This is a genomic window from Wolbachia endosymbiont of Oedothorax gibbosus, assembly GCF_936270145.1.
In the GTDB taxonomy this organism is placed as follows: Bacteria; Pseudomonadota; Alphaproteobacteria; order Rickettsiales; family Anaplasmataceae; genus Wolbachia.
Genome location: NZ_OW370537.1, coordinates 460,082 through 476,729 on the forward strand (window position 1 = coordinate 460,082; position 16,648 = coordinate 476,729).

Sequence of the window (16,648 nt, forward strand, 5' to 3'; positions counted from 1 at the left end):
GTTTATGGCAGGAAAAAGTAAAGCAATAGGAGAAGAACTATATAATCAATGCAAGTTAGAATTAAAAAAATATGGAATAAGAGGAGAGATAGGAAGAAGGTTACAAGCAATAATATCAGCAAAGGAGTATGGTATCTCAAAAGTTGCTAAAATATATAGAATTACGAGAACGACATTAATGAAATGGATTGCAAGATTTAAAGAAAAAGGTGTTATTGGGTTTGCAATACAGCCAGGGCGAGGACCTAAACCAAAACTGAACGAGGAGAAGAAGGAAAAAATAAGAGAGGTAATAGAAGAAGATGGGGCAAATCTGACTGCTAAAAAATTGCAAGGTATAGTTGAAGGAATGTTAGCTATCAAAGTAAGTGAGTCAACGGCGAGAAGGCTTATGAAGAAGCTAGGATTTACATATATCACACCTCGTCCAGCACATTATAAACAAGACAAAAACAAACAAGAGGAGTTCAAAAAAAATCTCAATGAAATTGTGGAAAAGAACCGGAAAAAGGAGGTTTTTTTTCGATGAATCGAGATTTGGAACGCACTCAAAAGTTGGACATGGATGGTTTAAAAAGGGCTCAAGAACACAAGTTAAAGTAAAAATCGGAAGAGAAAACTTCTATCTTTACAGCGCTGTAAATCCCAGGAATGGAGAGGATATTAGCCTACTTGCTCCACATGTAAACACAGATTGCATGAACATATTTTTGGAGCAGATGTCGAAAGATTTGGGGACTAGAGAAGCTTTTCTTATCATGGATTGCGCAAGTTGGCATAGGTCTAAAGGTTTAAAAACTCCTGAAAATATCACCATAATTTATTTGCCGCCGTACTCGCCTGAGCTCAATCCTGTGGAAAGATTTTGGCAACATTTAAAGGAAAATATAATAAAGAACAAGATGTATGACTCTATTAAATTACTTGAAAATGCTGTATCTGAATTTATTCGAGATATTACGGAAAGTTCGATCAAAACCATTTGCTCTGTGAATTATTTGTCTAGTTATTTATGAGGGTTGGTATTACTAGTTATCTATCTGCACCGAACTTAATAAATGCCTGCAAACCTCAGGTAGGAGAAGTGTATAGAATACACACAATTTTATCTGAAGAAGAGAAAAACCAGATGCAGGCAAGTTTAATACAGTATGTTCGTTTAGCACATAAAAGAGAAAAATTTAAAGAAGTATTTGACCCAGAAACTGGTAAGGTTAGTGAAGATGAAGAAGGTAAATTGAGAATAGAAAAAGTACGTGATTGGCCGCTGCTAATTGCAGAAGATGAGGTTGATAAAACACTGATTCGTGACAAAATTGAATTGGGTGCAAAGACACTTGCGGAATGTTTATTTCCTGGATTGGTAGTGATGGCTGCTAAGTTTGCGTATTCAGTGTATAAAAACAAACAATGGTATGATGAACTTAATCAAGAACTTAGCAGTTTTTTTACGTCAGCAAACGAATATAATAGTTATCACCTAGATGAAGAAAGTACACGTATTCAAGTTGGAGAGAACTACCATCGTGTCATTCGCTACGAGACTAAAAAGCTAGATAAAAATTATAAAAATGAACGTAGCCTCAATGCTTTTACACGACTTGAACGCCAGTTTCTCGAAACATATAAGTTGTTAGATAATCATCAGAAAGAATTACCGGATGAGTTTAAATTTAAAAACTTGTTTTCCTCCCTTGGACAAAACCAAGAACTGAAGAGGAAGACAATGGAAATGTTAGGGGATTGTACAATAAAGAATGGGGTTATATATTCAAAGAATTTGCAAGAATTTATCCCTTATATAAAACGTATGCTGCACTTTTTTCCAGAAATGAAAAGCGAAGTAGAAAAAGCTCAGCAAAGTCTTCCTATACATATACTGAGTACATTTTATCAGTCAGCATCCTCTTCATATGTAAAATCAATTAAGGATTCTTTGGAATTTGAAAATGACAACCTAAGATTAGATGCTTTTTTCAAAAGCAATGAGTTGAAAATTTTACATATAGTTCAGTCTAATACTTCTTTGGAAGCCACCAGAGTATATGAAACCTTTAAGATGGTAGAAAACTGCTATAGAGATGATGAGTATCATGGTTTTTTCAGTCTAGATAGAATTTCTTACTTAGGAGACTCTTTGTTTATTGGATTTCTGAAAAAGGTCAAAAATAAATATTTGCTAGTGGTTGAATGTGATAGTGATGAAGCAAAAGAATTCCTTAAGAAATTGTTCTCCGCTTTAGAAGATAATCATAACATTAAAGTCATTTTAGCAACAGAAAAAGGTAGCGATTTAAGCAAGTTTATCAGCGAATATGTGGTGAATAATGCGTCAAAATGCCGAGAGGAAAATAGCGAAGTTAAGTGGAATGATCTAACTCCTGATTCTCAGAGAAAACTTTTAGATAAGACAGTTGTTTTTCAAGGGAAGGAAGTTCCTTTAAACACAGTAGTAAATGGTAATGATGCTTTAATCGATCCAGAAACAATTGTTGAACTTTTTCAAAATAAAAAAATTGAAATAGGAAAACCACTTCCTAGCTTAGGTGAAACAGAAGGTTATTATATTGATCGTAAACTCGTTAAAAAAGTAAAAGTAAAAAAAGAAGTCTTGAAGGATGATAGTCTAACTGACTTATTTGCAATTAGCAATATCAATAAAGAGGAACTCTCAAGAATAGTAGGTGAGGAAAAAGTACGTAATTTTAGCGAAGAAGACCCTGATAGAAGTAGTCCTATTAGATTTATAACGTTGAGTGAAAATGCTGGAGAAAATTTTAAAAATTTGTGTGATGGATACTCAGGTCATACTATCCACTTACTTGAGAGAAAAAACAATGGAGATTTAATTTGGAGAAAATCTCATGGGAAAACTTTGTCCGGACTTCGCAGATATATAGAAAACTATGAAAGTGATTTACCAGATGATGCCTATTCAAGGAATAATACTTCTATAAAAATGGTTAATGTTAATGATATTAGTAATTTCGATGAGAGATTAATTGTCGTTGCCGCAGAGCCAGGAATGGGCAAAACAACAGCATTAACTCGTTTAGGAGCTCAAAGAGCAGATGACTCTAAATGGCTTATACGAATAAATCTAGTGGAGTATAAAGATAAACTGGAACAAGAGGGTTTTAGTGATGTTGTTAAATTCTTACATGAAAATAACATCGTATCTAATACACTAGCGAAGAAGTTATTGGAATCACGTCTGAATAATAGTGGCAACATAGTCTTTTTATTAGATGGTTTTGATGAAATTACTTCTAAAGGCCAAACGAACGTTGTAAATTTAATCAAGAAATTGCAAGAAACTAAAGTTGAGAAAGTACTAATATCTACAAGGCTACATCTTAGAAATGAGCTAGAGTATACACAGTCAGAGTGTGTTATACAGCTAATAAACTCTAGCAAAAAGCAACAAGAGGCATTTTTGCGTGGTATCTCTGATACAGAAATAAGACGAGTAAAACAAGGTCTTTATTTGCCTTCTTTTGAGGGACGTAGAGTTAAAATTAATGGTAAATGTGTGGCAATTACACATGGCTTATCCCAAGCTTTATTTTTACAGAGTGGCAAATCTTTTTTAAGTAATTTAGAAACTTCGGCTGAAATTTATGAGCGTATAGCACAAGGTAAACAGATATCTGAGAGAGAAGAAAGAGAAGTTTTTGCTTTTAGTAAATTACTTAACAATTTTGAAGAACAACGAGATTCTGCTACAAATAGCCTACCTTCAAGCTTAATTCATACGAAGGGCTACAAAACACTTAGTGATTTATCAAATTATATAGCCGGAATTAAAGGTGATTTTGCTATTCATTTAGTAACAAGTAATCATGTTGTTGCTATTTATAGAACTGGTAATAATTATGCCTATTTTGATAGCAATACAGCGTTTATTTCTGGGTTAAAAAGAGTTGATCAGCTTATGGAAGTTTTAAATAAAGCAGTAAAGTTTGCTGGCTATAAAGTAGAAGAAAAAGGCTTCCTTGTTGAACACTTTGACGTTGATAAAGCTAATAGCCAATTATCTAATGAAGATAAGAAAGTTTTAGCAAAAGAAATAAAAACAGAGCGTCAACTTCTAGCAGAGCAGGATGAGAAGTTTGGTCCTATTAAGTCAATGGTCAACAGAGTACAACTATATGACTTTGGGACTAAAATTCATGTAGAAGGTAGCGTACCGTTACTCATCAATGCTGATATGAATTTAAGTAGCAAAAAATTCCAAGATCATCTGGATAAAAAAGAAGTGAGTATAACAGCTAGAGGATATCTTGATCACTTAAAAGGTAGCAAAAATGCAGGGGAGGTAATACAAGCAACCAAATTAATTCCTTTTATAGGTTCAAAACGTGAAATCGAAGAAGCAGAGCAAATACGCAATCCAAAACGATCTTTATTAGAACAGTTGGTTAAAGGAACAATTAAGTATCCGTTCAGCAGAGTGGTTTAAGAAACGATAGATAGAAGATTGTGAAAAGGGTTTAGCCTCCTCTGTTTCCATGTTAAGTATAACGAAATTATTTGCTCAAGGAATGAGTTTCCTCGTTCTGATTGTGTAAAATATGAATTTTTGCGATAAACGACATAATGCCGTATTTGCCGTTCAGCGTGATTATTTGTCAGCGGCTGGGTCATCTAAAAATTTCCACATCATTCTTTCAGATTTCAAAATATTCTTTGCAACTCGAGACGCTCCAATTGCTTCAGGTAAGCGAGATATTTCCTTCAAATAATACCTTGTACGTTTTCGCAATTTCTTGGCACGTCTAATAAATCTTGAAATATCTATCTCATTTTTTAGTAAAGCTTTTTTCAGTGCAAATAACTCATTGGCTACATTTCTCAAGTAACAGCCCAGAACTTTAACTTCAAATTTCCAACTATGCGCTAATCTTTCAAAATCCCTTGATCCAACAGATTTGCCTTCTTTCATCAGCAAAGTAGTTGTATGCTGCATATCTGTCGGTTACTACCAAGCTATTACGATTGCAGCATACACTATTTTTTAAAACTTTCATTCCCCTTGACTCTGTCAACTTCACAAAACTTGCCGTATTGCTTCAACACCAAGCGAGTTTACCTTTGTTATAATGGCTCGTTTCATCAATATGTAGAACTTTTATCTCTTGTTCGATCTGTTCATACATTTTTTTGCATTTTGAAGCAACTCTATGTTCACTATTTGATATCTTACTATTACCCACAAATATGTGGTTCATGAGCAAGTCTCCATCCTTCTGCTAGATCAAAGAGACGTCTCCACCCTTTCCAAAGAGTAATTGGTCCTGGTTTTGGGTCGCTTTTTCTTGCTAAATGACCTCCAAGTTGAGCAATCCACGAAACGGCTTCTTTTATAGTAGGGGCTATACTTGGACATGGTTTTCTGTGTATTTTAACATATAAAACTTTCCATTCTTCCTCAGCTAATAAGCCAGTACATGGTAATGTTGGGTTAGTTCTTGCAATTGATGTAATAAAGAAAATTCTCCAAGCAATAATGCTCATGACTGTTAAATACCTCATTAATCTTTCTGCTGTTCCAAGTCTACATTCCTCAACTTTGAGACCAGATTTTAAAATCTTATGCAATATCTCTATTTTCCATCTCAAACAATACCAACTAATTTTTTCAACAGCTTCTTCAAAAGTACTGACCGAAAGATTTGTTAAAAGCATCCACTCTAGCGGACTTGCTCCTGGAGGAGAATTTCTTTCAACAACATGAATTGCGTAAAGTTGTAGACTGAATAATGCTGCTGGTTTATATTTTATGTGACCTTCTTTACATTTTATGTGGCTTTCATGTGGACTCATCATAAATTTTCCGAATCTAATTTCTAGAAATGCTGTCCTTTTTTGCTTATCATCTCTAGCAGGGATTTCAACTTCTACTTTTCCAGTGCAAGGAAGACCTTGGATAAATGACCATAATTTTTGCTTATTCCTGGTATACATAAATTTTTTATTTACATTTCTGTTGTGACGAGCTCTTACTAAAATTGCTGAGTTAAGATTATGTGCAAGTTCAAAAAAATCATGTATATCTGCTTCTCTGTCACATACAGTTATAACCTCTGTTTGGGTCTGATCTATAATATTATTTGTTTTCTTTAAGCTTTCTAGCCATTTCATACTTTCTTTATCCTCAATATGAACGTTACTACGATGACTCTTTAGTCTTTTTTCTTCTTCAGAAATTGGTGGCCTCGAGTAAATCTTTTGATCCAATATTCCTAGTACCAAACCTTCCGTACTAATACCAACCCTCATAAATAACTAGACAAATAATTCACAGAGCAAATGGTTTTGATCGAACTTTCCGTAATATCTCGAATAAATTCAGATACAGCATTTTCAAGTAATTTAATAGAGTCATACATCTTGTTCTTTATTATATTTTCCTTTAAATGTTGCCAAAATCTTTCCACAGGATTGAGCTCAGGCGAGTACGGCGGCAAATAAATTATGGTGATATTTTCAGGAGTTTTTAAACCTTTAGACCTATGCCAACTTGCGCAATCCATGATAAGAAAAGCTTCTCTAGTCCCCAAATCTTTCGACATCTGCTCCAAAAATATGTTCATGCAATCTGTGTTTACATGTGGAGCAAGTAGGCTAATATCCTCTCCATTCCTGGGATTTACAGCGCTGTAAAGATAGAAGTTTTCTCTTCCGATTTTTACTTTAACTTGTGTTCTTGAGCCCTTTTTAAACCATCCATGTCCAACTTTTGAGTGCGTTCCAAATCTCGATTCATCGAAAAAAAACCTCCTTTTTCCGGTTCTTTTCCACAATTTCATTGAGATTTTTTTTGAACTCCTCTTGTTTGTTTTTGTCTTGTTTATAATGTGCTGGACGAGGTGTGATATATGTAAATCCTAGCTTCTTCATAAGCCTTCTCGCCGTTGACTCACTTACTTTGATAGCTAACATTCCTTCAACTATACCTTGCAATTTTTTAGCAGTCAGATTTGCCCCATCTTCTTCTATTACCTCTCTTATTTTTTCCTTCTTCTCCTCGTTCAGTTTTGGTTTAGGTCCTCGCCCTGGCTGTATTGCAAACCCAATAACACCTTTTTCTTTAAATCTTGCAATCCATTTCATTAATGTCGTTCTCGTAATTCTATATATTTTAGCAACTTTTGAGATACCATACTCCTTTGCTGATATTATTGCTTGTAACCTTCTTCCTATCTCTCCTCTTATTCCATATTTTTTTAATTCTAACTTGCATTGATTATATAGTTCTTCTCCTATTGCTTTACTTTTTCCTGCCATAAACTACATATTTATTCTTTCTAGCCTCAATTATTTGTAGTTTTTACTATTTGTCTATCTATTAGTGGAGATTGGTATTAATTATGAAACAGAAGGGATATTTGAGAAATATTTTGAGCGTGAATTGAACTATATTACAAGAAATGTATGAATTTTAAAGATTTGCATAATGCAATCTGCACTACGCTGAAGAGAGAAATATCGTCTATACAGACATGTGAAATTTATCCATCGATAAGAAAAGAATTAGTAGCGCCAGCGTTATTTGTAGAGCTTGTGAGTTTATACCAATCTCCACTAATAGATAGACAAATAGTAAAAACTACAAATAATTGAGGCTAGAAAGAATAAATATGTAGTTTATGGCAGGAAAAAGTAAAGCAATAGGAGAAGAACTATATAATCAATGCAAGTTAGAATTAAAAAAATATGGAATAAGAGGAGAGATAGGAAGAAGGTTACAAGCAATAATATCAGCAAAGGAGTATGGTATCTCAAAAGTTGCTAAAATATATAGAATTACGAGAACGACATTAATGAAATGGATTGCAAGATTTAAAGAAAAAGGTGTTATTGGGTTTGCAATACAGCCAGGGCGAGGACCTAAACCAAAACTGAACGAGGAGAAGAAGGAAAAAATAAGAGAGGTAATAGAAGAAGATGGGGCAAATCTGACTGCTAAAAAATTGCAAGGTATAGTTGAAGGAATGTTAGCTATCAAAGTAAGTGAGTCAACGGCGAGAAGGCTTATGAAGAAGCTAGGATTTACATATATCACACCTCGTCCAGCACATTATAAACAAGACAAAAACAAACAAGAGGAGTTCAAAAAAAATCTCAATGAAATTGTGGAAAAGAACCGGAAAAAGGAGGTTTTTTTTCGATGAATCGAGATTTGGAACGCACTCAAAAGTTGGACATGGATGGTTTAAAAAGGGCTCAAGAACACAAGTTAAAGTAAAAATCGGAAGAGAAAACTTCTATCTTTACAGCGCTGTAAATCCCAGGAATGGAGAGGATATTAGCCTACTTGCTCCACATGTAAACACAGATTGCATGAACATATTTTTGGAGCAGATGTCGAAAGATTTGGGGACTAGAGAAGCTTTTCTTATCATGGATTGCGCAAGTTGGCATAGGTCTAAAGGTTTAAAAACTCCTGAAAATATCACCATAATTTATTTGCCGCCGTACTCGCCTGAGCTCAATCCTGTGGAAAGATTTTGGCAACATTTAAAGGAAAATATAATAAAGAACAAGATGTATGACTCTATTAAATTACTTGAAAATGCTGTATCTGAATTTATTCGAGATATTACGGAAAGTTCGATCAAAACCATTTGCTCTGTGAATTATTTGTCTAGTTATTTATGAGGGTTGGTATTAGAATCGGGAAAAGATCCAGGGACAGAAGAATTAGCGCTGAGAGCAAGATTTGAGGCAAGGATTGTAGTTGATGGAACAGTCGAGGATTCCTCGTTAGTTGTAAGGTCATTAGCAGCAGAAGTAGCAAGAGTAGTGAACAAGAATACCTGGGAAAAGAATGTATCTCCGGCTGAATTTCTTTCTGCAGAGCCAGATGGATTTAGACCCGAATTAGATGCATATTTGGTGTGGATGGTTGATTGGAGTCATCAGCTTCATTTAGGTAAATCAGTATGGGAAGAGGGGAAAATTAAACCACATAAAATAGCAGTGGGAGAAATGCATGTTAGAAAATAATTTTGCCATTGCAGAGTTACAGAGAAAAGTAGCGAATATTATTCGTATAGGTCTAGTAAAAGAAGTAGACTATGAAAAAGCAAGAGTGCGGGTAAAGGTAGGAGAATTTATAACTGATTGGCTTCCGTGGATAACGACAAGAGCAGGAGAAGATAGAAGTTGGTTTGCGCCGAATATTGATGAGCAGGTGATGGTATTATCGCCGATAGGAGAGTTGTCTTTGGGTGTTGTGTTACCAGCAATTTATCGGCAGAAGTATTTTCCCTCAGAATGCCGAAAAGATGCGCATATTTTTGAATTTCAGGATGGAAGCAAGGTATCATATGACAAAAAAGATCATCATTTAGAGATCACTGTAGCAGATAAAATAACGTTGAAAGTAGGAGAATCAAGCATAGAGATGACAAAAAAAGGAATAAAACTCAAAGCAAAGAGAATCGACCTTAATTAAGTATGGCTAGAGCTGTGGTTTGTATAGGGGATTATTGCAGTGGAATACCGGCACATGTTTGTATGAGTGGAAGTAGTGATGTTTTTAAGAAAGGAAGATCTGTGTGTCGAAAAGGTGATATTGTAATACCAATCTCCACTAATAGATAGACAAATAGTAAAAACTACAAATAATTGAGGCTAGAAAGAATAAATATGTAGTTTATGGCAGGAAAAAGTAAAGCAATAGGAGAAGAACTATATAATCAATGCAAGTTAGAATTAAAAAAATATGGAATAAGAGGAGAGATAGGAAGAAGGTTACAAGCAATAATATCAGCAAAGGAGTATGGTATCTCAAAAGTTGCTAAAATATATAGAATTACGAGAACGACATTAATGAAATGGATTGCAAGATTTAAAGAAAAAGGTGTTATTGGGTTTGCAATACAGCCAGGGCGAGGACCTAAACCAAAACTGAACGAGGAGAAGAAGGAAAAAATAAGAGAGGTAATAGAAGAAGATGGGGCAAATCTGACTGCTAAAAAATTGCAAGGTATAGTTGAAGGAATGTTAGCTATCAAAGTAAGTGAGTCAACGGCGAGAAGGCTTATGAAGAAGCTAGGATTTACATATATCACACCTCGTCCAGCACATTATAAACAAGACAAAAACAAACAAGAGGAGTTCAAAAAAAATCTCAATGAAATTGTGGAAAAGAACCGGAAAAAGGAGGTTTTTTTTCGATGAATCGAGATTTGGAACGCACTCAAAAGTTGGACATGGATGGTTTAAAAAGGGCTCAAGAACACAAGTTAAAGTAAAAATCGGAAGAGAAAACTTCTATCTTTACAGCGCTGTAAATCCCAGGAATGGAGAGGATATTAGCCTACTTGCTCCACATGTAAACACAGATTGCATGAACATATTTTTGGAGCAGATGTCGAAAGATTTGGGGACTAGAGAAGCTTTTCTTATCATGGATTGCGCAAGTTGGCATAGGTCTAAAGGTTTAAAAACTCCTGAAAATATCACCATAATTTATTTGCCGCCGTACTCGCCTGAGCTCAATCCTGTGGAAAGATTTTGGCAACATTTAAAGGAAAATATAATAAAGAACAAGATGTATGACTCTATTAAATTACTTGAAAATGCTGTATCTGAATTTATTCGAGATATTACGGAAAGTTCGATCAAAACCATTTGCTCTGTGAATTATTTGTCTAGTTATTTATGAGGGTTGGTATAACTCTGGGAGAGAAGCTAATACAAGGTTCAAACAGCGTATTTGTGAATGGTATTGGAGTAACGAGAACAGGAGACTTGGTATCGTGTGGTTTTAAAGTGATAGGTGTTAGCAAAAATGTATTTGTAGAATGAGAGGCATGAATGCTAGCACAGGAAAGGAATTAGAAGGAATAGAACATTTAAAGCAATCAATAGTTAGTATTTTAACTACTCCTATTAATAGCAGAATAATGCGGAGAAATTATGGGTCGAGGTTGTTCGAATTAGTTGACAAGCCAGTAAATCGTGATTTTACACTAGAAATTTACGCAGCAACAGCGGAAGCTTTGGAAAAATGGGAAAAAAGATTCAAACTCGAAAAGGTAAAAATCACAGAGGTGAAAGAAGGGAAAGTCACTATTGCCCTGGAAGGGATATATACACCAAATGGAGAAAATATTCGCTTTGACGTGGTTGTGGTATAAATATGGAGCAGCCAAATATTATCGAACCACTGAACTTTGAAGAGATTTTTGCTCGGATGAAAGAAGAATTAATAAGTCGAGATGAAAGTTTTACGGCACTAATTGAAAGTGACCCAGCGATGAAGATTTTGGAAGTAGCAGCATGGCGAGAACTTTTGCTGAGACAAAGAATAAATGAAGCAGTGAAAAGTAATTTACTGAAGTTTGCAATGGGAGAAGATCTTGATAATTTAGCTGAGTTTTATGGTGTAGAAAGGGAAAAAGGGGAAGATGATGAACGATTTAGAAAAAGAATTAAAGCAAAGATAGTTGGCTGGAGCACAGGAGGGAATTATCGGTTTCAAGCACTCTCAGCAGATACGAGAGTTAAAGATGCATTAGTAGAATCTCTGGTACCAGGAAAAGTACAAGTTTCAATCTTATCAACACAATTATCCACACTGCAAGAAGAATTACTAGAAATTGTCAGAAATCAGCTAAACAAGGAGGATGTGAGGATTTTAACAGATACGATTGAAGTGGTAAGTTGCAATATTATAGAAATAGATATTCACAGCAGAATGAGCATAAGTTCTGTAATATCAAAGGAGGAAATTAAGGAACAGTTCATTAAGAAGTTTGAAGCAAGTAGAAGGCTGGGATGGAGTGTCACAAGGTCGTGGATTATAGCGAATCTATTTGTAGAGGGTGTAGAGAATGTAGAATTAATAGAACCAAAAGAGGATGTTGTGGTTCTGGGGAATGAGTGCGCTGCCTTAAGAAGTTTAAATGTTGAGTTGAATTAATGCTATTACCGCCAAACGCAACAAAGCAAGAAAAAGCGCTGGTTGATGCAATAGATTACAAAGTAGATCCTGGTTGTATCAGAGGGTTTAAATTTAGCCTAGGGGAAAAAATATTGCCGTGGATAGTAGAGGAATATGGTCTAGAAGAGATTCTGCGTTGGGCAAAAGACAAAAGAAAAGCCGTAGAGGAAGGAATAAAATTTCAGCGCTTAAGAGGAACACCAGCATCGCTGAAAATAGCATTAAAATGGGCAAATATAGAAGATATTACAATTATTGAAGAGCCACCTGGTAAACACTTTTTTGAGTTGCAGGTAGGGATAAGAGACGTACCAAATGATTTCTTTGTTGATGCAGTAGTAGAGCTGGCAAAACTATCATTACCTGCAAGATCGAGGCTAATGAGAATTTTTAACGATTATTACAACGTTGATAGGTTTATTTTAGATGAAAGCTTTTTTGGCAGCTTATTATCAGACTATTCAGGTACAAAGGTTGAAAAAGATGGACCAGTATTGTCATTTGGTCGGAAGAACGCATTTGAGCTAAAAATCTTAAATCCAAGTTTTAAGTTTAGTACTTTTCGGGTTCATTATGAGCAAGCATTTAGTAATGACATATATCGATTAGATGTAGCAATACTTGGAGAAACCGAGCCTCACACAAAGAATTATAACGGTATTTATGAAAGAAGTCATCAGTGGAATAATTTAAAAACGTTATATCCGCTACCACAGAGCTTATTACCGGCAATTAAGTTTGCAAAGGCGCAGATAGTATTATCAGATAGCTGGAACTTAGGGGAAATAAACACATGTTTTCCGGTTACGAGTGCAGAAGAGAAAGGAAGTAAATTTTTACTAGGAAGTGATAAACTATCTGAACAACTGTGGAATTTAAAATACAAGCCAATTTTAGAAAGGTTCAACGTTACCCATCATTACAAAGTAGAAAATTTTGCCGGTCAAAAAATCATAAGATTTGGTGTAGCAGAGCACAATGTTCATTATGAAAGCGAATTAAATTCAGAGCAAAAGGATTCAATACATGAACCGGAAAATTACATTTTAGTGTTTTACCCGGGAGTATTGAAGTGGCACGAACATCGACATTTGAACAGAAGTTGGAAAAATAGTCAAGTAATATCTATAATAAGTTAAGTACTTATATTTATATCCTCATATATTATATTAATAATAGGTTAAAGTGTATGAAATAAAAAGAAAAAGACTTGCTTTTTCATGCCAAAACGCACATAACTTAAATAGTAGCAAGTAAACAAAAAAAATTGATCTTGCACTAAAGAGAGCCAAATTGGCGTATGTTTTTATAGTGAGGTATGTATGAAGTTCAGTGAGGAAAAGAGAGAATCTTTTAGTAAGTCATTTTATGAATTATTAAAGAACTCGTTTAAGAATATTAATAGACTTCTTTCAAAATTGAGGGAGAGAGAGTAAGATCAAGTATTTGGAAGCATGAAATATAAGGAAATAGAAAAGTTAGAAGGAGAAAAGTTTCGACGTTTAACGGGGGTAAAAAAATCAACATTTAAGAGAATGGTAGAAATTCTAGATGAGGAGGATAAAAGGAAAAAAGCTAGAAGTGGAAGAAAAAGCAAACTTTGTATAGAAGATAGATTACTTATGGCACTGGAATATATGAGAGAATATCGTACATATTTTCATATAGGACAAAGTTATGGCATGAGTGAAAGCAACTGTTTTAAAATAATAAGGTGGGTAGAAGACACATTAATAAAACATCCAGATTTTGCATTACCAGGAAAAAAAGATCTATTAAATAGTAATGTAGAATACGAAGTTTTGGTAATAGATGGAACTGAAACAGCAGTAGAAAGGCCAAAAAAAAGCAAAAGCGCTTTTACTCTGGAAAGAAAAAAAGGCATACTATAAAAACACAAATAGTAACAGAGAAGAAGAGTAAAAAGGTCGTATGTACATCTTTCTCCAATGGTAGAAAACATGATTTTCGGATGTTTAGAGAATCAAAGATAGCAATATTACCGCAAACTAAGATCCTAGCTGATTCTGGTTACAGAGGAATGCAAAAGATACATAAAAATGTTGAATTACCACATAGAAGATCAAAAAAGAATCCTTTATCAAAGGAGAAAAAAGCAGAAAATAGATCTCTCTCTATACGAAGAGTGGTAGTTGATACCAACCCTCATAAATAACTAGACAAATAATTCACAGAGCAAATGGTTTTGATCGAACTTTCCGTAATATCTCGAATAAATTCAGATACAGCATTTTCAAGTAATTTAATAGAGTCATACATCTTGTTCTTTATTATATTTTCCTTTAAATGTTGCCAAAATCTTTCCACAGGATTGAGCTCAGGCGAGTACGGCGGCAAATAAATTATGGTGATATTTTCAGGAGTTTTTAAACCTTTAGACCTATGCCAACTTGCGCAATCCATGATAAGAAAAGCTTCTCTAGTCCCCAAATCTTTCGACATCTGCTCCAAAAATATGTTCATGCAATCTGTGTTTACATGTGGAGCAAGTAGGCTAATATCCTCTCCATTCCTGGGATTTACAGCGCTGTAAAGATAGAAGTTTTCTCTTCCGATTTTTACTTTAACTTGTGTTCTTGAGCCCTTTTTAAACCATCCATGTCCAACTTTTGAGTGCGTTCCAAATCTCGATTCATCGAAAAAAAACCTCCTTTTTCCGGTTCTTTTCCACAATTTCATTGAGATTTTTTTTGAACTCCTCTTGTTTGTTTTTGTCTTGTTTATAATGTGCTGGACGAGGTGTGATATATGTAAATCCTAGCTTCTTCATAAGCCTTCTCGCCGTTGACTCACTTACTTTGATAGCTAACATTCCTTCAACTATACCTTGCAATTTTTTAGCAGTCAGATTTGCCCCATCTTCTTCTATTACCTCTCTTATTTTTTCCTTCTTCTCCTCGTTCAGTTTTGGTTTAGGTCCTCGCCCTGGCTGTATTGCAAACCCAATAACACCTTTTTCTTTAAATCTTGCAATCCATTTCATTAATGTCGTTCTCGTAATTCTATATATTTTAGCAACTTTTGAGATACCATACTCCTTTGCTGATATTATTGCTTGTAACCTTCTTCCTATCTCTCCTCTTATTCCATATTTTTTTAATTCTAACTTGCATTGATTATATAGTTCTTCTCCTATTGCTTTACTTTTTCCTGCCATAAACTACATATTTATTCTTTCTAGCCTCAATTATTTGTAGTTTTTACTATTTGTCTATCTATTAGTGGAGATTGGTATGAAAACGTAATCGGCTTATTGAAAAGGTTTAAAATCATTTCTGACAGATATAGAAATCGACGAAAACGTTTTGGCTTAAGATTTAATTTGATTGCCTCTATTCACAATAGAGAGCTCCTTTCATGAATTTTGAAAGAAGTCTAATGAAAAAGATGAAAAAGGGGAAACGATACTACATAAGGCAGCAAGAATGTCGACAAGAGAAAAAGTAAGTTTTCTAGTCAAGAAAGGAGCAGACGTCAATGCAAGAGATAAAAAGGGTTATACACCACTACACTGTGCAGTATTTGCGAAAAGCTTAGAAAATGTAAAAGTACTGCTAAGGGAAGGAGCGGAAGTAAATGCCACTCAATATGTCAATGGATGTACGCCATTGCACTCTGCATGCAAAATAGGAGGAGCAGGAGTTGAAATAATAAAAGAGCTAGTAAAGGACGGAGCTGAAGTTAATCAACTGAATAAGTATGGTGCAACACCAATGTATTACATATGGGAAAGTGAAAAGTATCGTCTATGTGATAGCAAAGAGAGTGAAAAGGCGAGGAAATTCTTTGGAAAACAAGGAGAAAAGTAGAGAACTGACGTGCTATGGAATAGAGATGCTAGTGAGAGAAATAGCAGACATGTTGAATAGGAGTTATTTACCGGAGTTAAAAATAATAGAGATAGGAGAAATAAGGAAGAAAGATAAGTCACTAATAAAGGAAGAATGTAAAAATTTAGCAAGCAAAATAATGAGCCAAGTGAACGAAATGATAGATGAGGTGTTGAAGGCAGACTTAAGCAAGATGTGGTGAGAAGGGAGCTCAAAAAAAAGAGTTTGGTTGCGAAAATTTCAAAGGGAAAGTGAGGTATGTTATGTCAAGGAAAGAAGCAAGGAATGTTTTTGATAGGTTATTGAAAGCATTATCAGAAAACAGGTTTCAACAAATAAATGAAAAAGACGCAGCAGGTTGCACAATATTGCACCGAGCAGCACAGGTGTCAGAGCCAGAAGTAATAAAGTTATTAATAGAAAAAGGAGCAGGTACAAACGATAGAAACAATAGAGGCGAGACACCGTTGCACCTAGCAGCGTTTTTAGGAAGAAGAAAAAATGTGAAAGTGCTGATAGAAGGAGGAGCTACAGTAAATGCAAAATCAAACAATAAAGCAGTACCACTACACTTAGCCTGTTTAGCAAGAAGAATAGGAACAATAGAAGAGCTGATAAATGCAGGAGGAGATACGAGTACGATAGATAAATTTGGATGTAGCCCACTAAACTATGCAAAAATTTACCCGAAAGTGACAAGTTATTTAGAAAAGAAGGGAGTGAATATGAGAGATGTGGCAGTGATGTATGGAGAAGCAAACAAGGCAATAGAGGAGGTAATGGAGAAACGAAACGTAAATGAATTACAACTAGAGGAGGTAGATTTAACAAATTAAGC

14 protein-coding genes and 6 pseudogenes are annotated in these 16,648 nt (G+C 34.8%); 16 read left to right on the top strand and 4 right to left on the bottom strand.

Annotated elements, in window-relative coordinates:
* Window positions 1–4: 4 nt before the first annotated feature.
* Window positions 5–1,016 (top strand): IS630 family transposase gene (locus tag NBW37_RS02340; protein WP_250295836.1). Its coding sequence is split into 2 segments (ribosomal slippage): window positions 5–517 and window positions 519–1,016, totalling 1,011 coding nucleotides; the frame shifts between segments, so codons are not numbered across the junction.
* Window positions 1,013–4,462 (top strand): NACHT domain-containing protein, encoded by a 3,450-nt coding sequence (locus NBW37_RS02345; RefSeq protein WP_250296756.1) that lies wholly within the window; start codon window positions 1,013–1,015, stop codon window positions 4,460–4,462. Before NBW37_RS02340 ends, NBW37_RS02345 begins: the two co-directional genes overlap by 4 nt.
* Here NBW37_RS02345 and NBW37_RS02350 read toward each other — a convergent pair.
* The 3 genes and pseudogenes from NBW37_RS02350 to NBW37_RS02360 all read right to left on the bottom strand — a co-directional run.
* Window positions 4,459–5,222 (bottom strand): annotated as a pseudogene (locus NBW37_RS02350) (IS66 family transposase); the annotation flags it as partial. The gene NBW37_RS02345 and the pseudogene NBW37_RS02350 overlap by 4 nt on opposite strands.
* A pseudogene (locus tag NBW37_RS02355) lies at window positions 5,209–6,276 on the bottom strand (IS4 family transposase); the annotation flags it as partial. The pseudogenes NBW37_RS02355 and NBW37_RS02350, both read right to left, overlap by 14 nt.
* 2 nt (window positions 6,277–6,278) lie before the next feature.
* A protein-coding gene (locus NBW37_RS02360) for an IS630 family transposase (protein WP_250295836.1) occupies window positions 6,279–7,290 on the bottom strand; the annotation gives its coding sequence in 2 pieces (ribosomal slippage) (window positions 6,279–6,776 and window positions 6,778–7,290; 1,011 coding nt in all).
* Between the two features lie 147 nt (window positions 7,291–7,437).
* Between NBW37_RS02360 and NBW37_RS02365 the strand changes: the two genes are divergently transcribed.
* The 11 genes and pseudogenes from NBW37_RS02365 to NBW37_RS02415 all read left to right on the top strand — a co-directional run.
* Entirely contained in the window at window positions 7,438–7,626 is a 189-nt protein-coding gene (locus tag NBW37_RS02365; protein ID WP_250297034.1) for a hypothetical protein, read from the top strand.
* A gap of 26 nt (window positions 7,627–7,652) precedes the next feature.
* Window positions 7,653–8,664, top strand: a protein-coding gene (locus NBW37_RS02370) for an IS630 family transposase (protein ID WP_250295836.1) whose coding sequence is annotated in 2 segments (ribosomal slippage) — window positions 7,653–8,165 and window positions 8,167–8,664 — 1,011 coding nt in all. Because the reading frame shifts where the segments join, the coding sequence is not laid out codon by codon here.
* Window positions 8,665–8,673: 9 nt separating this feature from the next.
* Window positions 8,674–9,012, top strand: a pseudogene (locus NBW37_RS02375) (hypothetical protein); the annotation flags it as partial.
* Window positions 8,999–9,463 carry a phage baseplate assembly protein V gene (locus NBW37_RS02380; protein WP_250296757.1) on the top strand — a complete coding sequence of 155 codons (465 nt, stop codon included), beginning with the start codon at window positions 8,999–9,001 and terminating at the stop codon, window positions 9,461–9,463. The pseudogene NBW37_RS02375 and the gene NBW37_RS02380, both read left to right, overlap by 14 nt.
* A gap of 2 nt (window positions 9,464–9,465) precedes the next feature.
* Window positions 9,466–9,612: a PAAR domain-containing protein gene (locus NBW37_RS02385; protein ID WP_250296758.1), complete on the top strand. Its 147-nt coding sequence runs from the start codon at window positions 9,466–9,468 to the stop codon at window positions 9,610–9,612.
* A gap of 54 nt (window positions 9,613–9,666) precedes the next feature.
* Window positions 9,667–10,678 (top strand): IS630 family transposase gene (locus tag NBW37_RS02390; RefSeq protein WP_250295836.1). Its coding sequence is split into 2 segments (ribosomal slippage): window positions 9,667–10,179 and window positions 10,181–10,678, totalling 1,011 coding nucleotides; the frame shifts between segments, so codons are not numbered across the junction.
* Window positions 10,675–10,821 (top strand): PAAR domain-containing protein, encoded by a 147-nt coding sequence (locus NBW37_RS02395; RefSeq protein WP_250296759.1) that lies wholly within the window; start codon window positions 10,675–10,677, stop codon window positions 10,819–10,821. The genes NBW37_RS02390 and NBW37_RS02395 overlap by 4 nt, the downstream gene beginning before the upstream one ends.
* A complete protein-coding gene (locus NBW37_RS02400) occupies window positions 10,818–11,153 on the top strand; it encodes a GPW/gp25 family protein (protein WP_250296760.1) in 336 nt (111 codons plus the stop codon). The genes NBW37_RS02395 and NBW37_RS02400 overlap by 4 nt, the downstream gene beginning before the upstream one ends.
* A 2-nt stretch (window positions 11,154–11,155) precedes the next feature.
* Window positions 11,156–11,938 (top strand): baseplate assembly protein, encoded by a 783-nt coding sequence (locus NBW37_RS02405; RefSeq protein WP_250296761.1) that lies wholly within the window; start codon window positions 11,156–11,158, stop codon window positions 11,936–11,938.
* Window positions 11,938–13,098: a phage tail protein gene (locus NBW37_RS02410; RefSeq protein WP_250296762.1), complete on the top strand. Its 1,161-nt coding sequence runs from the start codon at window positions 11,938–11,940 to the stop codon at window positions 13,096–13,098. The genes NBW37_RS02405 and NBW37_RS02410 overlap by 1 nt, the downstream gene beginning before the upstream one ends.
* A gap of 315 nt (window positions 13,099–13,413) precedes the next feature.
* Window positions 13,414–14,111: pseudogene (locus NBW37_RS02415) on the top strand (IS5 family transposase); the annotation flags it as partial.
* Between the two features lie 14 nt (window positions 14,112–14,125).
* Here the strand turns inward: NBW37_RS02415 and NBW37_RS02420 are convergent.
* Window positions 14,126–15,137, bottom strand: a protein-coding gene (locus NBW37_RS02420) for an IS630 family transposase (protein ID WP_250295836.1) whose coding sequence is annotated in 2 segments (ribosomal slippage) — window positions 14,126–14,623 and window positions 14,625–15,137 — 1,011 coding nt in all. Because the reading frame shifts where the segments join, the coding sequence is not laid out codon by codon here.
* Between the two features lie 78 nt (window positions 15,138–15,215).
* Here NBW37_RS02420 and NBW37_RS02425 point away from each other — a divergent pair.
* From NBW37_RS02425 to NBW37_RS02435, 3 genes and pseudogenes are all read left to right on the top strand, one after another.
* A pseudogene (locus NBW37_RS02425) lies at window positions 15,216–15,341 on the top strand (IS5/IS1182 family transposase); the annotation flags it as partial.
* Window positions 15,342–15,366: 25 nt separating this feature from the next.
* Window positions 15,367–16,012: pseudogene (locus tag NBW37_RS02430) on the top strand (ankyrin repeat domain-containing protein); the annotation flags it as partial.
* Window positions 16,013–16,073: 61 nt separating this feature from the next.
* Entirely contained in the window at window positions 16,074–16,646 is a 573-nt protein-coding gene (locus NBW37_RS02435; RefSeq protein ID WP_250296726.1) for an ankyrin repeat domain-containing protein, read from the top strand.
* Window positions 16,647–16,648 lie beyond the last annotated feature (2 nt).

Coding starts and splice junctions, on each gene's coding strand:
- NBW37_RS02345 (WP_250296756.1), top strand. CDS start 1,013: ATGAGGGTTGGTATTACTAGTTATCTATCTGCACCGAACTTAATAAAT.
- NBW37_RS02365 (WP_250297034.1), top strand. CDS start 7,438: ATGAATTTTAAAGATTTGCATAATGCAATCTGCACTACGCTGAAGAGA.
- NBW37_RS02380 (WP_250296757.1), top strand. CDS start 8,999: ATGTTAGAAAATAATTTTGCCATTGCAGAGTTACAGAGAAAAGTAGCG.
- NBW37_RS02385 (WP_250296758.1), top strand. CDS start 9,466: ATGGCTAGAGCTGTGGTTTGTATAGGGGATTATTGCAGTGGAATACCG.
- NBW37_RS02395 (WP_250296759.1), top strand. CDS start 10,675: ATGAGGGTTGGTATAACTCTGGGAGAGAAGCTAATACAAGGTTCAAAC.
- NBW37_RS02400 (WP_250296760.1), top strand. CDS start 10,818: ATGAGAGGCATGAATGCTAGCACAGGAAAGGAATTAGAAGGAATAGAA.
- NBW37_RS02405 (WP_250296761.1), top strand. CDS start 11,156: ATGGAGCAGCCAAATATTATCGAACCACTGAACTTTGAAGAGATTTTT.
- NBW37_RS02410 (WP_250296762.1), top strand. CDS start 11,938: ATGCTATTACCGCCAAACGCAACAAAGCAAGAAAAAGCGCTGGTTGAT.
- NBW37_RS02435 (WP_250296726.1), top strand. CDS start 16,074: ATGTCAAGGAAAGAAGCAAGGAATGTTTTTGATAGGTTATTGAAAGCA.